15 protein-coding genes are annotated in these 17066 nt (G+C 64.2%); 13 read left to right on the top strand and 2 right to left on the bottom strand.

The annotated features are described in order from the left end of the window. Positions 1-55: 55 nt before the first annotated feature. The 13 genes from ychF (at position 56) to BLT98_RS14920 (ending at position 15708) form a co-directional block, all read left to right on the top strand. Positions 56-1147, top strand: coding sequence for a redox-regulated ATPase YchF (ychF, locus tag BLT98_RS14980; protein ID WP_034778348.1), 1092 nt, complete (start codon positions 56-58; stop codon positions 1145-1147). 109 nt (positions 1148-1256) lie between these two features. Next, positions 1257-2180, top strand: coding sequence for a glycosyltransferase family 2 protein (locus tag BLT98_RS14975; RefSeq protein ID WP_092609116.1), 924 nt, complete (start codon positions 1257-1259; stop codon positions 2178-2180). Between the two features lie 55 nt (positions 2181-2235). Then, positions 2236-2784: a dTDP-4-dehydrorhamnose 3,5-epimerase family protein gene (locus tag BLT98_RS14970; RefSeq protein ID WP_211614973.1), complete on the top strand. Its 549-nt coding sequence runs from the start codon at positions 2236-2238 to the stop codon at positions 2782-2784. Between the two features lie 18 nt (positions 2785-2802). Continuing rightward, a complete protein-coding gene (locus BLT98_RS14965) occupies positions 2803-4218 on the top strand; it encodes a lipopolysaccharide biosynthesis protein (RefSeq protein ID WP_092609113.1) in 1416 nt (471 codons plus the stop codon). Positions 4219-4339: 121 nt separating this feature from the next. Further along, positions 4340-4858, top strand: a complete 519-nt coding sequence (locus BLT98_RS14960) for a sigma-70 family RNA polymerase sigma factor (protein ID WP_092609933.1) — start codon at positions 4340-4342, stop codon at positions 4856-4858. A gap of 12 nt (positions 4859-4870) precedes the next feature. Next, a complete protein-coding gene (locus tag BLT98_RS14955) occupies positions 4871-5830 on the top strand; it encodes a FecR domain-containing protein (protein ID WP_280141221.1) in 960 nt (319 codons plus the stop codon). Between the two features lie 115 nt (positions 5831-5945). Next, positions 5946-7712, top strand: a complete 1767-nt coding sequence (locus tag BLT98_RS14950) for an ABC transporter ATP-binding protein (protein WP_092609106.1) — start codon at positions 5946-5948, stop codon at positions 7710-7712. Beyond that, positions 7706-9481, top strand: a complete 1776-nt coding sequence (locus BLT98_RS14945) for an ABC transporter ATP-binding protein (protein WP_092609103.1) — start codon at positions 7706-7708, stop codon at positions 9479-9481. The genes BLT98_RS14950 and BLT98_RS14945 overlap by 7 nt, the downstream gene beginning before the upstream one ends. Before the next feature lie 13 nt (positions 9482-9494). After that, positions 9495-10451, top strand: coding sequence for an ABC transporter permease (locus tag BLT98_RS14940; protein ID WP_244517504.1), 957 nt, complete (start codon positions 9495-9497; stop codon positions 10449-10451). Further along, positions 10448-11398 (top strand): iron chelate uptake ABC transporter family permease subunit, encoded by a 951-nt coding sequence (locus BLT98_RS14935; RefSeq protein ID WP_092609097.1) that lies wholly within the window; start codon positions 10448-10450, stop codon positions 11396-11398. Before BLT98_RS14940 ends, BLT98_RS14935 begins: the two co-directional genes overlap by 4 nt. Next, on the top strand, positions 11395-12165 hold the full coding sequence (locus BLT98_RS14930) for an iron ABC transporter ATP-binding protein (RefSeq protein ID WP_092609094.1): 771 nt from the start codon (positions 11395-11397) through the stop codon (positions 12163-12165). The genes BLT98_RS14935 and BLT98_RS14930 overlap by 4 nt, the downstream gene beginning before the upstream one ends. A gap of 1 nt (position 12166) precedes the next feature. Further along, entirely contained in the window at positions 12167-13150 is a 984-nt protein-coding gene (locus tag BLT98_RS14925; RefSeq protein ID WP_092609091.1) for a siderophore ABC transporter substrate-binding protein, read from the top strand. A gap of 104 nt (positions 13151-13254) precedes the next feature. Continuing rightward, complete coding sequence (locus BLT98_RS14920; RefSeq protein WP_092609088.1) at positions 13255-15708, top strand: TonB-dependent receptor; 2454 nt, start codon at positions 13255-13257, stop codon at positions 15706-15708. Between the two features lie 2 nt (positions 15709-15710). Here the strand turns inward: BLT98_RS14920 and BLT98_RS14915 are convergent, their stop codons facing one another. Both BLT98_RS14915 and BLT98_RS14910 read right to left on the bottom strand, forming a co-directional pair. After that, entirely contained in the window at positions 15711-16547 is an 837-nt protein-coding gene (locus tag BLT98_RS14915) for a MipA/OmpV family protein (RefSeq protein ID WP_092609085.1), read from the bottom strand. After that, positions 16544-17038, bottom strand: coding sequence for a hypothetical protein (locus tag BLT98_RS14910; RefSeq protein ID WP_139179270.1), 495 nt, complete (start codon positions 17036-17038; stop codon positions 16544-16546). The genes BLT98_RS14915 and BLT98_RS14910 overlap by 4 nt, the downstream gene beginning before the upstream one ends. Positions 17039-17066: the final 28 nt, after the last annotated feature.

The raw sequence follows: 17066 nt of genomic DNA, 5'->3' as shown, positions 1-17066 counted from the left end.
ACGGCCGTTTTGCACCAGCCGCTTGCCGGCAATATTGATTATTTAAAGGTTTTCCATGAGTCTCCAATGCGGTATCGTCGGCTTGCCGAACGTCGGCAAGTCCACCCTGTTCAATGCACTGACGAAAGCCGGCATCCCGGCTGAAAACTATCCGTTCTGCACCATCGAGCCGAACGTCGGCGTCGTCGAAGTGCCGGATCCGCGCATGGATGCGCTGGCCGCCATCGTCAAGCCGGAACGCATGGTCAACGCCATCGTGGAATTCGTCGACATCGCCGGCCTGGTGGCCGGTGCATCGAAGGGCGAGGGCCTGGGCAACCAGTTCCTGTCGCACATCCGCGAAACGGACGCCATCGTCAACGTCGTGCGCTGCTTCGAAGATGACAACGTCATCCACGTGGCCGGCAAGATCAATCCGCTCGACGATATCGAAGTCATCCAGACTGAACTGGCGCTGGCCGACATGGGCACCGTGGAAAAAGCCATCCACCGCGAAAACAAGAAAGCCCGTTCGGGCGACAAGGACGCGGCCAAGCTGCTGGCCATCATGGAACGCATGATGCCTTACCTGAACGATGCCAAGCCCGTGCGCGCCATGGGCCTGGACGCCGACGAAATGGAACTGATCAAGCCGCTATGCCTGATCACGGCCAAGCCGGCCATGTTCGTGGCCAACGTGTCCGACACGGGCTTCACGAATAACCCGTTGCTGGACCAGCTGACGGCCTACGCGCAATCGCAAAACGCGCCCATCGTCGCCATCTGCGCCGCGCTGGAAGCGGAAATCGCCGACCTGGACGATGCCGACAAGGGCGCTTTCCTGGCCGACATGGGCATGGAAGAGCCAGGCCTGGACCGTCTGATCCGCGGCGCGTACAAGCTGCTGGGCCTGCAAACCTACTTCACGGCTGGCGTGAAGGAAGTGCGCGCCTGGACCATCCATGTGGGCGACACGGCACCGCAAGCGGCCGGCGTGATCCACACCGACTTCGAACGCGGCTTCATCCGCGCGCAAACCATCGCCTATGACGACTTCATCGCCTACAAGGGCGAAGCGGGCGCCAAGGAAGCGGGCAAGATGCGCGCCGAAGGCAAGGAATACGTGGTCAAGGATGGCGACGTGCTGAACTTCCTGTTTAACGTCTAAGGACAGATGCTTGCTGGCGAGCGCCAGCAACATACTGCATCGTCCATTGCGAAATGCCGCTCAATGTATTTGGGCGGCATTTTTTTGTCTGTGATGTGAAAGGCTTGCCATGCAGTCAGAGAAACACCCGCTCGTTTCCATTGTCATGGCCACGTATAACCGGAGCAATATCCTCGGGTATGCGATTCAATCGGCACTCGCCAGCACCGTGCAGGATTGGGAACTGATTATCGTCGGCGATTGCTGCACCGACGACACTGCCGAGGTGGTCGCCGCGTTCGGCGACGCGCGCATCCGCTTTGTGAACCTGGACACCAATTACGGCGAGCAGACGGGACCCAACAATCTCGGTGTCAGCCTGGCGCGCGGCACCTATCTGGCATTCCTGAACCATGATGACCTGTGGTTGCCCGATCATTTGCAAAGCAGTATCGATGTCCTCGAGCGCGCTGGGGCTGACCTGGTCTTTGGCCAGGGACTGGTAGTCTTGCCGGAGGGATATCACATGGTGGGGGCGGTGACGGACGGCGTGCAACCATACCGTCCGTGGATGGACGTACCGGCCACTCTGTGGGTCATGCGGCGTGAGCTGGCCCTGCAGATCGGGCCATGGCAGCCGTCATGGGAAGTGCGCTGCTGGCCGTCGCAGGCGTGGTTGCACCGCGTGTACCGCGCGGATCGGCCGATGCTGGCCCATCCCCGCATCGGCGCCATTCTGATCCAGTCTGGCAGCCGCAGCAATTCCTACCTGGACCGGCAACACGCCGAGCATGCGTTCTGGTGGGAGCAGATGCAAGATCCGTTAAATATTCTGCAGGCTGTCACCACGCTGTACGGCAAGGTGGGCCATGAGCGTCGCATTGCACCGCTTCAATGTGTGGTCACTGCCATGAAAGCGTTGTCGCGGCGAATGTTATATAGCGTTGGCATGTGGCCGCCACAACCCAGTTATTGGCTTAAATATTGGCGTAAAGGAACGTTTATACGCGAATTGCGCCGCCGCCGGGGATTGAAGGACCTGCCGCGGCGATAGATAATACGGTTGCAATACATAAGAGCATTTTTATAAAATTTCTGGGGGTAATCTGGTGGCTGAGAAAGATAACTGGTTGTTGGCTGGCGCGAAGCAGGATGGCGAAAGCATCACCAAGGAATGGAAGCCGACGATGCCTTCCTTGATCGATGGCGTGATTTTTCAGGAAATCAAGCCTGTCTTGACGGCGTACGGTAGCCTGACTGAAATTTTCCGTACTGAATGGGTGCCCGATGCGGCGCAGATAGGCCAGATATTCGCCTCGACCCTGGAGCCGGGCGGGCTGAGCGCCTGGCATGCGCATGCCATCACGACGGACCGCCTGTTCGTGGCGGCGGGCCAGATGCGCGTGGTGCTGTACGACGCGCGTGCAGATTCGCCCACCTTTGGCATGCTCAACGAATTCAAGCTGGGCACCAAGCGTCCCGGCCTGCTCGTCGTGCCGCCGCGCGTCTGGCATGGCGTGCAGAATTACTGCAGCACGCCAGCCATCCTCGTCAATGCGGTGGACCATGCGTATCGCTATGATGCGCCGGACCACTGGCGCGTGCCGGCCGATTCGGACACGGTGCCGTATCGTTTCTCCAACGACAGGCATGGCTGAAATGCCCTGCCCGGCTGAATGATGCGCCTGACCCGTCTCGCGGGTTTTTCAGCCGGCCCCATCTTGTCGCTGCTGTGCAGCCTTGCCACCGTGCCTGCCGTGGCCTGGCTGTTTCCGCCTGCCGACATCGGCAAGCTGGATTTCTTCATGACCGCATGCACGGTAGCCGGTTTGCTGCTGTCGCTGGGGCTGGATAAGGCTTTCCTGCATGAATACCATTACAGCACCGCGCGTAGCGGCTTGCTGAAGGCGTGCCTGTTGCCGGCCGTGCTGCTGGCTCCCGTGGCGCTGGCCGTGATACTGCTGTTTGCCGCGCCGGTAGCGCAGCTGTTATTTGACGTTGCGCAACCCGCACTGGCCGTCTTGTTCGCGGCAGGCATGCTGAGCGCCCTGGCCAATCGCCTGATCGCGCAACTCTTTCGCATGCAGGAGCGCGCCTGGATATTCAGCCTGGCGCAGGTGCTGCCAAAAATGACGCTGCTGTTGCTGCTGCCTGTCCTGTGGTGGGATCCGCAGCGTAATTTCGTGCACCTGGCAACCCTGGTCGTGGCCGCCACCTGGCTGGTCACGCTCTGGCTGCTGTGGCATGCGCGCGCATCGCTGGCGCAAGCCTGGGCTGCCGCCATGGACCGCGTGCTGCTGCGGCGTTTGCTTTCCGAGGCGGGGCCCCTGCTGGTGAGCGGCATTTTCTACCTGTCCATGCTGTTGGCCGGCATGGGCTTGCTGCGTTTTTTTGCCGGCTTTGAGGAACTCGGTATTTATGCGCTGGCCATGCGCGTGGCCGCCGGCGCCTGGCTGGTGCAGTCGATTTTCACGATTGTCTGGGTGCCGCAAGTGCACAAATGGGCCGCCGCCGGTGGCGACCTGTCGAATATTGCCGCCATTTGCCGCCATGCGCAGGCCATCGTGGTCGTGGGCTTTTGCCTGGCGGGCGCCCTGGCCTGGCTGATCGGATGGATATTGCCTCCCAATTATCATGGCGTCGCCTACCTGGCAGTGGCCACCGTGGGCCAGCCGCTGCTGTACGCCCTGGCGGAAGTGAGCGGTGTCGGCATCAGCCTGGCCCGCCGTCCCTCCTTATCCATCGCCGCTTTCGCGGCAGGCTTGCTGGGCACCTTGCTGGCGGGCGCCGTGCTGGTGCCGCGCTGTGGCGCCACGGGCGCCGCCGTGGCGCAGCTGCTGGGTTTCCTCGTGTATTTTGTCGTCAAGACGGAACTGGGCATGCGCGTCTGGCGTCCGCTGCCGCGCCGCGCGCTGTACCTGAACGCCATCGTGCTGTCGCTGCTGGCGATGGGGCATGCACTTTTTGCCCAGCGCCTGGGGCTGCTTGCTCCGCTGGCGTGGGGCGTGCTGCTGGCGGCCGCACTGCACGTCTACCGGCCTTCGCTATGGGCCGCCTTCAGGCTGCTCAAGCCGGCCAGGCAGCAGGGCTGACCGCGTTTGCTGCCCGTCGCCGTGTTGCGCTTTCCTTGTTACTCCGCGTACAATGAGAATAATTCTCATTTATAATCCGATGCGCCTGTTCTTGCCGGCCGTTGGCGACAGGAAGGGTATCGTGAGCACCGCCGAGTTAGCGCTTCAGCAGCAAGTCAGCAGTCTTTACACCGACCACCATCACTGGCTGCGTGGCTTGCTGCGCCGTAAACTCGGCAATGCCTTCGATGCGGCCGACCTGGCGCACGATGTGTACCTGCACCTGATGAAGACGGGCAGGGTGCCGCCGGCCGGGGAGTCGCGCCGTCACCTGACGCAGATCGCCAACGGCATGGTCATCGACCTGTACCGCCGCCGCCAGATCGAAGCGGCCTACCTGGAAGTGCTGGCCCTGGTGCCCGAAGCGCTGGCGCCGTCCGAGGAAGAGCGCGCCCTGGTGATCGAGGCACTGACGGAAATCGATGCCGTGCTGCACCGGCTGCCCGCCAAGGCGCGCAAGGCATTGCTGCTGTGCAAACTCGATGGCCTGAGCTACCGCGACATCGCCGCCGAACTGGACGTCTCGGTGTCCTCCGTCGAAAAATACATCGCCGCCGGCTTGCTGGCCTGCTATCAAGCCATGCATGCGCCGGACGCCTGAGCGATGGAGGTGGTGATTGCACCGGCCATCGTCCAGCAGGCGGCCCAGTGGATGGCGCGCCTGTGGTCCGATGACGCCAGCGAGGAAGACCGGGCTGCCTGTGCCCGCTGGCGTGCCGCGCATCCGCACCACGACCTCGCCTGGCAGCGTTTGCAAGCGTTCGAAGGCAAGCTGTACAGCGTGCCGCGCGATGCGGCCCGGCACGCGCTGCGCGAACCGGCGCCGGCCGCCTACCTGAACCGCCGCCGTGCCCTGAAGCTGCTGGCCGTGCTGTTGCCCGTGGGCGGCATGGCGTACCTGCTGCGTGGCACGGATGCCTGGCAAGTGGCCACGGCCGGCCACGGCACCGGCACAGGCGAGATCCGCGAGATTACCTTGCCTGACGGCACGCGCGTGATGCTCGCTTCCGCTTCCGCCATCGACGTGCGCTTCGACGCCAGCGAGCGCTTGCTGATCCTGCGCAGCGGCGAAATCCTCGTCACGACGGCGCACGATCCCGGTCCGGCGCAGCGGCCTTTCCGCGTGCAGGGACGCCACGGCACGGTGCGGGCGCTGGGCACGCGTTTTACATTGCGGCAAGACGAACACACGTCGCGCGTGGCCGTCTTCGAGGGCGCCGTCGAAGTGCGCCTCGCGCATGCACCTGGCCAGGCCGTGCGCATCGACACGGGCTACAGTGCCATCTTCTCGGCCGATATCGTGCAGTCTGGCGCACCCGCGTCCGCCAGCGCCATGGCCTGGAGCAAGGGCGTGCTGGTGGCCGACAACATGCGCCTGGACGACCTGCTTGCGGAACTGGCCCGCTATCGCCCCGGCCTGCTGCGCTGCGACTCTGCCGTGGCCAGCTTGAGCGTCAATGGCGTGTTTTCCCTGCGCGACACGGACCGCGCGCTGCATAACCTGGCGCTGGCCTTGCCCGTGCAAATCGTTGCGCGCACGCGCTACTGGGTGACGGTGCAAGCCATACCCTAAGCCTCTGCCTGACAATTTCGCGGGCCCGATTGAGGGTTTCGCATTCTCGTTCGGGATATAGGGTGAGAGCCACCCTTAATCATTGACCTTATGCACGTTTTTCCCCGCCTTTCCCATGAGTAGCCCAAGCCGCCAGGCCGGCCCGATCAGCCGGATACTCCAGCCCATCCGCGGACGCCTGATCGTCGCCGCCGTGCTGGCCGGCGCTGGTTCCATGCTCACCCTGGTACCGCTGGCAGGCATCGCGCAGATCGCGCAAATCGCCCTGAACCCCGCGCTGGCGCGGGGCGATGTATGGCAGATCATCATCGCCAGCGTCGCTTGCCTGTTTGCCGGCATGGCCCTGATCTCGCTGGGCGAGCTGGCCGCGCACCTGGCCGACAACCGCCTCACCCATCAACTGCGCCTGCAAGCCATGCAGCGCCTGGGGCAAGTGCCGCTGGCCTGGTTCACCAGCCGCGCTTCGGGCGAGGTCAAGCAGGCGATGCAGGACGACATCAATACCCTGCACAGCCTCACGGCGCACTTCTACACGACGACGGGGCGCGCCGTGGGCGCCATCGCCATCTCCATTATTTACCTGTTCGCCATGGACTGGCGTCTGGCCCTCATCGCCATCCTGCCCTTTCCCGGCTTCTTCCTGTTCTTTGGCCGTGCCATGAAGGCCAGCGGCGGCAACATGGAACAATTCGTCGCTGGCATGGGGCGCATCAACAATGCCGTGGTGGAATTCGTCAACGGCATTCCCGTGGTCAAGGCCTTTGGCGCCACGGGACGCGCGCATGGCAGCTACCGTGGCGCCGTCGATGCGTTTGCCGCGGCGTTCGCCGCGTTTACCCGTCCGCTGGTCGGCTCGATGGCGAATGCCAATGCCCTGATCGCGCCCGTCGCCGTGCTGGGCGTGGTGGTGATTGCCGGCACGGCCTTCGTGGCGCTGGAGGCGATGGCGCCTGTGGATATCCTGCCGTTCGCCCTGGCGGCGCCCGGCATTTCCGCGCCCATGCTGCTGCTGCATTACCTGACGCATGACCTCAACAACGCCACGGGAGCAGCCCAGCGCGTGCAAGCCTTGCTCGACACGCCCGTACTGGCGCAGCCGGCACCGGATGAGCAGCAGTTGCCTGACGGCACGGAGATTCGCCTGGAAGGCGTCGCTTATGCCTACGATGGACACAACAAAGTGCTGTCGGACATCACGCTTACTTTGCGTCCCGGCACGGTGACGGCTATCGTCGGCGCCTCCGGTTCCGGCAAGTCGACCCTGGCACGGTTGCTGCTGCGCTTTTTCGATCCCGCTGAAGGACGCATCACCCTCGGTGGCGTCGACCTGCGGCACATCGCCACGCCAGAGCTGTACCGGCGCATCGGTTTCGTGCTGCAGGAAGTGCGGCTGATCCACGCCAGCGTGCGCGAGAACATCGGGCTGGGCCGGCCGTCGGCCAGCTTGCAGGAAATTGAAGCGGCGGCGCGCCTGGCGAACATTCACGAGCGCCTCCTGGGCTTGCCACGCGGCTACGATTCCGTCATCGGCGAGGATGCGCAACTGTCCGGCGGCGAGTTGCAACGCATGAGCATCGCGCGCGCCGTGCTGCTCGACCCGCCCGTGCTGGTGCTCGATGAGGCGACGGCCGCGGCCGATGCGGAAAACGAAGTGGCGATCCAGGACGCGCTGTCGCGCTTTGCCCAAGGCCGCACCTTGCTGGTGATCGCGCACCGGCTCGACACGGTCATGCATGCCGATAATATCGTCGTTGTCGAGAACGGTGTCATCGTCGAGCAGGGCAGCCATGCCGGCTTGCTTGCCCACCAGGGCCGCTATGCGCAACTGTGGGCGCTGGGCGGCTATCAAGACACCTCGAAAGAAACGCTGCTCCCATGCTGAAAACATTCATTCAACTGCTGGGCGACGATGCGCCCGTGTTTCGCCGCTATGTTGCCATGGCGCTTGCGTACGGCGTGCTCAGCGGGCTGACGATCACGGCGCTGGTGCTGGCCCTGGGCCGCTTGCTGGCCGGCGATACGGGCGGCGCGGCCCTGTGGCTAATCGTGCTGCTGGCCGGGCTGGTCGCTTGCTGGGCCTGGCGGCGCCAGGTGGAAAAAGCGGGCGTGCGCGTGGGCGTGACGGTCTTGCAAGGGGCGCGCCAGCGCCTGGGCGACCACGTGGCGCGCCTGCCCGTCGGCTGGTTCACGCCGGAGCATACAGCGAAGCTGGGCCACGTCATCACGCAAGGCATGATGAATGTGGCCCAGCTGCCCGCCCACGTGCTCACGCCTGTCATCTGCGGCGCCGTCACGCCCGTGGTGATGCTTGCCGCGCTGTTTGCGCTGCACTGGCAGCTGGGTGTCATCGCGTTGCTGGCGCTGCCCTTGCTGGCGGGCGCCTTGCGGCTCACGGCATACCTGGGCCAGCGCGCCGACGATGCCTACCACCATCATTTTGCCCAGACCAGCCAGCGCCTGGTGGAGTTTGCGCAAGCGCAATCGGTGTTGCGCGCCTTCCATGGTAACGGCGGTGGTGCGGCTGACGGCGGCACGCGTTTCCTGCAGCAAGCCATCGACGCGCAGCGCCACGCGGGCACGCGGCTCATTTACCTGTCGGCGCTGTCGTCCGTGCTTAACGCCTGGACCGTGCAAGCCATCTTTGCCGCCTTGCTGGCCGCCGCCGCGCTGTGGCTGAACGCGCTGCTGGGCGGTGCCGCCGGCACGGGCGATGCCATCGCCGTCATCGTGGCCTTGCTGCTGGTGGTGCGCTTTGTCGACCCGCTGCAGGAAGTGGCCAGCTATGGCGAAGTGCTGCGCGGAGCGCGCGGTCCGCTGGACGCTGCGCGCGATATCTTCGCCGTGCAGCCTCTGCCGGAAGCACACAAGCTGCAAGCGCCGCGCGATGGCTCCGTTGAGCTGCGCGGCGTGGCTTTCCGCTATGCACAGGACCAGCCAGATGTATTGACGGACATCAACCTGCACATCGCGCCGGGCAGCATGACGGCGCTGATCGGCGCCTCCGGCTCCGGCAAGACGACGCTGGTGCGCCTGATCGCGCGCTTCTTTGACGTCAGGGCAGGCACGGTGCGGGTGGGCGGCGTCGATGTGCGCGACATGTCCAGCGAGCAATTGGCCGGCCAGATCAGCCAGATATTCCAGGACAGTTATCTGTTCCAGGGCAGCATCGGCGACAACATCCGCATCGGCAAGCCGGATGCCACCGATGCCGAGGTGCTGGAAGCGGCGCGGCAGGCGGGAGTGACCGAAATCATCGCCCGCTTGCCGCAGGGGCTCGCTACCCTGGTGGGCGAGGGCGGCGCGCGCCTGTCCGGCGGCGAACGCCAGCGTATCGCGATTGCGCGCGCGCTGGTCAAGGATGCGCCGATTCTGCTGGTCGACGAAGCGACGGCCGCGCTCGACGCGGAAAACCAGGCCGCCATCGCCGAAGCGCTGGCGCGGCTGCGCGGCAGGCGCACGGTGATCGTCATCGCGCACCAGCTGTCGACGGTGGCCATGGCCGACCAGATCGTCGTGCTGGACGGCGGCACGATTTGCGAGCAGGGCACGCCAAGCGCCTTGCGCGCGCAGGACGGCTTGTATGCGCACTTCCTGGCACAGCGTCAGGCGGCCAAGGGATGGCGCATCGCCTCCGCCGCGCCGCAGCAATGAACGGGATGACGATTTGACACGCGCGAGTCTGCTGTGCCTGTTCTTCCTGCTGTGCTGCGCGTCCTTGCTGGTCGGTGCAAGGCAGATGGAGTGGGCGCAGCTGTTGTCCTCGTCCGACGCGCTGTCCGCCGATGCTTGGCTGACCCTCACAGCCAGCCGGCTGCCACGCCTGGCCGCGCTGGTGCTGACGGGTGTGGGCCTGTCTGTCTGCGGCGTCATCCTGCAGCACATCGTGCGCAACAAATTCGTCGAACCGGCCACCTCGGGCGGCCTCGACGCGGCCAAGCTGGGCATCCTCGTGGCGCTGACCGTGGCACCCGCGGCGGGCACGGCCGGCAAGATGGCGTTCGCGCTGGCCTTCTGTTTTGCCGCCAGCCTGATTTATGTGGCGCTGATCCGCTGCATCCGCTTCAAGAACACGATACTCGTCCCCGTGATCGGCCTCGTGTATGGCGGCGTGCTCAGCGCCTTGGCCGAATTCTATGCCTACCGCAACAACATCCTGCAAAGCATGCAGGGCTGGCTGCTTGGCGATTTTTCGCGCATCGTGCAGGGCAACTATGAAATCATTTATCTGATCCTGCCCATCGTTGCCCTCACGTACTTGTACGCGCAGCGTTTTACCGTGCTGGGCATGGGCGAGGGCATGGCCACCAGCCTGGGCTTGAACTATGCGGGCACGGTGGCGCTGGGCCTGATGCTGGTGGCCGTCACGGTGGCGGCCACGGTGATCACGGTGGGGGCGATCCCGTTTGTCGGGCTGGCCATCCCCAACCTGGTGGCCTTGCGCTACGGCGACCACCTGGCGCGCACCCTGCCCATCGTGGCACTGGGCGGCGCGGCGCTGCTGCTGGCCTGCGACATCGCCGGGCGCCTGCTGATCTACCCATTTGAAGTGCCGATCGGCCTGACGGCGGGCGGCGTGGGCGGGGTGCTGTTCCTCGTCCTGATCATCCGGGGGCGGCGATGAGGGACGTATTGACGCAACGGACGCTGTGGCTGGCCGTGTTTGCATTGGGGCTCGCTTTCCTCTTCATCGGTGCGAATCTCGACTTCGATTACATCATCCCGAAGCGATTATCGCGCCTGGCCGCCATCGTCATCGGCGGTGTTTGCGTGGCCGTGTCGTCGATCGTGTTCCAGACCATCGCCGGCAACCGCATCCTGACGCCGGCCGTCATGGGCTATGAAGCTGTGTATTTGCTGTTGCAATCGCTGCTGATCCTCGCGATGGGCATGCACAGCGTGGTGCTGCTGGGGCAGAACGGCAACTTCGTGCTGTCCATCGCGCTGATGCTGGCGTATTCCTGGGCCATCCACTATTGGTTGTTTCGTGATGGCAAGGACAATGTGTATTTTCTGTTGCTGCTGGGATTCGTGCTGACGATGGTGATCGGCACATTGACCCAGTTCATCCAGCTGCGCATCAGTCCCGGTGAATTTGCCATTTTGCAGGGTTTCAGCCAGGCCTCGTTCAACAAGGCGCAGCCAGTGCAGTTGCTGTACTCGGCCGTGCTGGCGGGCGCTGCCTGCGTGGCCGTGCTGAAAGCCCTGCCGGCGCTCGACGTGCTGGCGCTGGGGCGCGAGCAAGCCATCTCGCTCGGTATCGATTACCGGCGCATGGTGCGGCTGCAGCTGGCGCTGATCGCCGTGCTGGTGGCCGTGTCGACAAGCTTGCTGGGCCCCACGGCCTTTATTGGCATCTTTGTAGCGAACACGACTTATGCCCTGGCCCGCACGGCACGCCATCGCGTCACCTTGCCCTTGGGTTGCGCCATCGCCATCGCCATCTTCCTGGCCGCCCAGCTGCTGGTCGAGCACGTTTTCAACTACCGGACCACCGTTGGCATCCTCGTCAACCTGGTGTGCGGCGCGTATTTCCTCGCGCTCATGGTCCGAACCCGGGGCACCGCATGATCCACGTCAACCATATCGAAAAAAGCTACGGCGAAAAGCGCGTGCTGGACAACGTCAGCGCGCAGTTTCCCAAGGGTAAAGTGACGTCCTTGATCGGCCCGAATGGCGCCGGCAAGACGACCTTGCTGATGCTCATCGCGCGCCTGCAGGAAGCAAATGGCGGCGAGATCACGATAGACGGGCACAGCATTGCGCACATCAAGATCCAGGACTATGCGAGACTGGTGGCCACCCTGCGCCAGTCGCCCGATTTTCATTTGCGCCTGACGGTGGAAGAGCTGGTCGCCTTCGGCCGCTTTCCTTACAGCCGAGGTAGATTGACGCCGCAAGACCGGCAAGCCATCGATGACGCCATCGCCTTCCTGTCGCTGGAGCATCTGCGCCTGGCGTATGTCGATGAGTTGAGCGGCGGCCAGCGGCAGATGGCTTTCCTGGCCATGACGATTGCCCAGCAGACGGACATTTTGCTGCTTGACGAGCCGCTCAACAACCTCGACATGAAGCACGCCGTGCAGATCATGCGCGCGCTGCGGCGCCTGTGCGACGAGCAGGGCCGCACCGTGATTCTGGTGATCCACGACATCAATTTCGCCGCCAATTATTCCGACCACATCGTCGCCATGCAGGGTGGCGCCGTGCGCTTTTCCGGTCCCGCCCACGAGGTCGTGACGGAACAGCGCTTGCGGGCGCTGTACGACATCGATTTTCACATCGTGCGCAACGAGCGCGGCTGTGTCTGCAATTACTTTACCCCCACAGGAGCTTGAGATGATCTGGAACAAATCCCGCTGCGCGCTGGCCGTGCTGCTCGCCGCCATGGCCGCCCTGCAAGGCTGCAGCGACAAGGCGGCCACGGCGCCGCCAGCGCCCGCCGCTTCCGCGTCAGAGCAGGTATTTACCCCCATCACCATCGAGCACAAGCTGGGCACGACGGTGGTCACACATCGTCCGCAGAGGGTGGCCGTGCTCGACATGAACGAAGTTGATTTTCTCGACCAGCTGGGCGTGCCCGTGGCCGGCATGGTGAAGGATTACGTGCCGCATTTCCTCAGCCGCTACAAGGAAGACCAGGGTATCCGCGACCTGGGCGCCATCGTGCAGCCGAATCTCGAGCACATCCATGCGCTCCAGCCAGATATGATACTGATGACGTCGATCCAGGCCAACCATTACAAGGAACTGAGCCAGATCGCGCCCACCTTGCATTTCGACGTGGATTACCAGAACAGCGAGAGCAAGCACATCGACGTGGTCAAGCAACACTTGCTGACACTGGGGCGCATCTTCGGCAAGGAAGATATCGCCAGCCGGAAAGCGCAGGAGCTGGACGCCAAGGTGGCGGACGCGCGCAAGGTGATTCAGGACCGTCCCGAGAAGGCGCTCATCGTGCTGCACAACAATGGCGCCTTCAGCGCGTTCGGCGTGCAGTCGCGCTACGGTTTTGTCTTCGATGCGCTGGGCGTGAAACCGGCCAGCACAGCCGTCGAGGCGGGCTTGCATGGCCAGCCGATTTCCAGCGAATTCATCCAGCAAGCCAATCCCGACATCATCTATGTGGTGGACCGCACGGCCGTGATGGAACACCGTCCCGTCATGACGGCCGAGCAGATGGCCAATCCGCTGCTGCGCCAGACCAATGCCTGGAAGAATGGCCGCGTGGTTTTTGTCGATGCCGACGCCTGGTACATCACGGCGGCCAGCGTGACGTCGCTGAAGCGGGTGATCGACGATGTGCTGAAAGGCTATCAGTAATCAATAGTTTTAGTAATGATTCGTATTTGCATTGAGGGTTTTACCTTTTCGTTCGGGAGATAGGGTGAGAGCAAGCAATCATCCCATCTGAAAGGATTTACTGTATGACCCAACGCATGGCAACGCGCCACCTTCCCGCCTTGAACCTGAGCCGCATCGCCACCGCCGTGCAACTGGCGCTTATCACGGGCTTGACCGTAGGGGTGTTGGGTGTGGCGACCCCGCCAGCCTACGCGCAAGCGGGGGCGGGCCAGGCCCGGCAAGCGTTCAGCGTACCGGCCGGTACACTGGGCCTGGCGCTCAATACCTTTGCCGCCGAGGCGGGCGTTGAATTGACGGTCGAGGCTAGCCTGCTGCAAGGCAAGAGCAGCACCGGCCTGTCCGGCAGCTACAGCGTGCCTGAAGGCTTTTACGAATTGCTGCGCGGCCACGGCTTGCAAGCCGTGCGCGAGGGTAATGGCAGCTACACGGTACGCCGCGAAGCGGCGCATAGCGCCGCCGCCGAGGCTGCCGCCACCATGCCGGCCGTGACGGTGTGGGGCAAGGGCAACGCGGTGACGGATGCCTACGCAGGCGGCCAAGTGGCATCCGGCGGCCGCGTGGGATTCCTGGGAGACAAGGACTTCATGGAAACCCCGTTCAACACCATCAGCTATACGGATAAATTCATCGAAGACCGGCAGGCGCGCGACATCACCGATGTGATTTCCGCCACCGACCCTACCGTCTTCAGCAGCGGCATGACGGGCATCATCGGCGAGAATTATTCGATACGGGGCTTCAGCTCGAATATCGGCGACGTCGCGTTTGGCGGCCTGTACGGCATCTCGCCCTACTACCGCACCTCGCCTGAAATGTTCGAGCGCATCGAGGTGCTGAAGGGACCGTCGGCCTTGCTCAATGGCATGCCGCCGGGCGGTTCCGTGGGCGGCAGCATCAACCTCGTGCCCAAGCGCGCGGGCGATACGCCGCTGGCGCGGGTGACGGCGTCGTATATGTCGGACGCGCAATGGGGCGGCCATGTGGACCTGGGCCAGCGGTTCGGCGAGCATCAACAGTTCGGCATCCGCGTCAACGGCGTCTACCGCGATGGCGACGGCGCCATCGACCATCAGAAAAAGAAGACCGAGCTCGTCTCCGTGGGCCTGGATTGGCGTGGCAACGGTGCGCGCCTGTCCGCCGACCTGTATCACAGCGAGGACCGCGCCGATGGCTTGAACCGGGGCGTCAACCTGGCCGCCGGCTTGCCCGTGCCGCGTCCGCCGAAAGCGCAAACCTTATTAAATCCCAGCTGGGCGTTCTACGATACCAGGGACAAGGGCGCCATGCTGCGCGGCGAGCTTGACTTGAATGCGCAAGTGATGGCGTATGCCGCCGTGGGCGCCAGCCGGGCCGACTACCAGTCGACGGGCGCGTACCTGATCCAGGTGTTCAACACGGCTGGCGACTACCGCACCAATCTTGCCGACCTGGGTTTTGACGTGGAAAAGCAATCGGCGGAAGCGGGCTTGCGCGGCAAGCTGCGCACGGGCGGTATCGGCCATCAATGGGCCGTCAACGCCACCTATTATCACCATACGGACAAGCAGTACGGCCGCAGGAATACCCTGGCGAAAGACTGGATCACGAATATCTACAACCCCGTCTGGGGGCCGGCGACGCGCTTCGAGGCGCCGCAAATTTCCAAGGCAGAACTGCGCCTGGCCAGTATCGGGCTGGTCGATACGCTTTCTTTTGCGCAAGACACCGTGCAGCTGACGGTGGGCTTGCGCCGCCAGGAAGTGCTCAGCGATAACTTCAACATCAAGACGGGCGCGCGCACCTCGCGCTATGACGAAAGCGCCACCACGCCGGCCGTCGCCCTGCTGGTCAAGGCCAGCAAGACGATTTCCCTGTACGGCAACTACATCGAAGGCTTGAGCCAGGGCGCCACGGCGCCATTGACGGCGGCCAACTCGGGCGAGGTCTTTGCGCCGTACAAGTCGAAGCAGGCGGAGCTTGGCCTCAAGGTCGACCTGGGCGAGTTCGCGCATACGGTCAGCGTGTATGAAATCAAGCGCCCCAGCAGCTATGTCGACCCGGTCAGCAATATCTTCTCCTTTGGCGGCGAACAGCGCAACCGCGGCATCGACTGGGGCTTCTTCGGCTCGCCCTTGCGCGACGTGCGCCTGATGGGCGGCGTGGCGTATGTCGATCCCGTCTTGAGCAAGACGGTGGGCGGCGCCAATCAGGGCAAGCAGGCCACGGGCGTGCCCAAGCTGCAAGCCAAGCTCGGTGTCGAATGGGATACGCCCGCCATCCCCGGCGTGACCCTGACGGCAAATGCGACGGCGGCATCGAAGCAATACATTAATGCCGACAATTCGATGTCCGTGCCGGGCCGTACCGTGTTTGATGTGGGCGCCCGCTATGCGACGCAGGCGGCTGGCCGGCCCCTGACCGTGCGCGCCAGCGTGACGAACGTCGGCAACAGGGCGTACTGGGCGTTGCCGCAATGGACCAGCCTGGGCCTGGGCGCGCCGCGCACCGTCATGCTGTCTGCCACGACGGAGTTTTAAGCCTATTCGTCCGGGCCTCGTGCCAGGCTGCTTGAACGTTGCCACGTCCACATCAGGCCGATGCCGGCCGAGGTGCCGCTGTTCTGGCGCAACAGGGGGCTGGCGCGGTTGGCGGCGCCTGTGTAAGTATCGTAGCGTACAAAGGCAAAGGCGCGCCAGTCCGGGTGCAGCCGGTACGAACCGCCCAGGCCCAGCCGCGTGAGCATCAGCCCGCCTTTTGCCGCATACGCCGGGCGCTGAGCGGTGGCAAACGCGGGGCGCACGCCATACAAGTAATCGTTGATGGCGGCATTGCCCAGCACGGCGCCCAGGCTGGCATCGACATGCCATGCCTGCTGCCCGCCTTGCAGCGCGTAGACGAAGCGGGGCTCGAACGTGGCGCCCTGGCGGCGCAGGCCGCCGCGCGCTTCGATGACGGCGCGCAAGGGCAATTCCAGCCCCAGGCGGCTGTGCTGCGTCGGCTCGGCCAGCTTGATTTTCAGGCGCGGGCCAAATTCCACCAGGGTGCCCAGGTCCGGCATGCCGCGCCGGGCCGGCACGTCGCTGGACCGGGCCGGCAAGGACAGGGCAAAACCGATATCGAAGTCGAGGCGATCCGTGTTGAGCAGGCGCGCGCCCACGCCGGAGCGGTCGGCGCGCAACACTTTCCCCCGATAAATCAGATAGGGCAGGGCCAGGCTGCGCGTCGAGCGTTCGCTGGCGCCGGGATAGGCGGGCGTGACGGCCGTGCCGCCAAACACGCCCGCTTCCCATAAGGGCAGCGGTGCTTCGGCGGCGCGCGCCGGCGCCATGGCAGTGCAGAGGGAGGTGGCGGCCAGCAAGGTGCGTGCGATATTCATCGGGGGACTCCGCAAGGTTTGCCCACCGGCAGCGATTCCAGGTCGGCAAAGGCACCCAGCGCCTGCGATTGATGCCAGCCCAGTTCATTGCGCACGGCCAAGGCTTCGGTCGCCTTGCCCTGGCGTTCATACTGGTCGATCAGCGCCTTGTAGCTGAGGGCGCTCGATTGTTTGCTGCGTTTCGCCAGCGCGATGGCCTGGCGGAAATGAAATTCAGCCGCATCGTAGCGGCAGGCTCCGCTGGCGGCGCGTCCCGCCTGGTGGTGCAGCCGCGCCTGCCAAGCGAGATCGCCATGGCCCAGTTCGACATTCCCGACGGCGTCCGCGTAGCTGCGCATGGCTTGCGCCCAGTCGCCCTGGCTGGCCGCCTCGCGTCCGAATTGCTCCTGCTGCGCCGCCATGCGCAGTTCCACCTGCGTGGCGCAGGCTGCCAGCGTCATCAAGAGCAGCGGCAGGACGAGGCAAGAGCGGAAGGGGAGCAGTGTGGACATGGCGCCACTGTAGCGCATGGGAAGGCGC

The sequence above is a fragment of the Janthinobacterium sp. YR213 genome, from assembly GCF_900099875.1.
Lineage (GTDB): Bacteria > Pseudomonadota > Gammaproteobacteria > Burkholderiales > Burkholderiaceae_D > Janthinobacterium > Janthinobacterium lividum.
The sequence above is the reverse complement of the archived record's forward strand: the minus strand, read 5'-3'. Positions and strand labels throughout refer to the sequence as shown.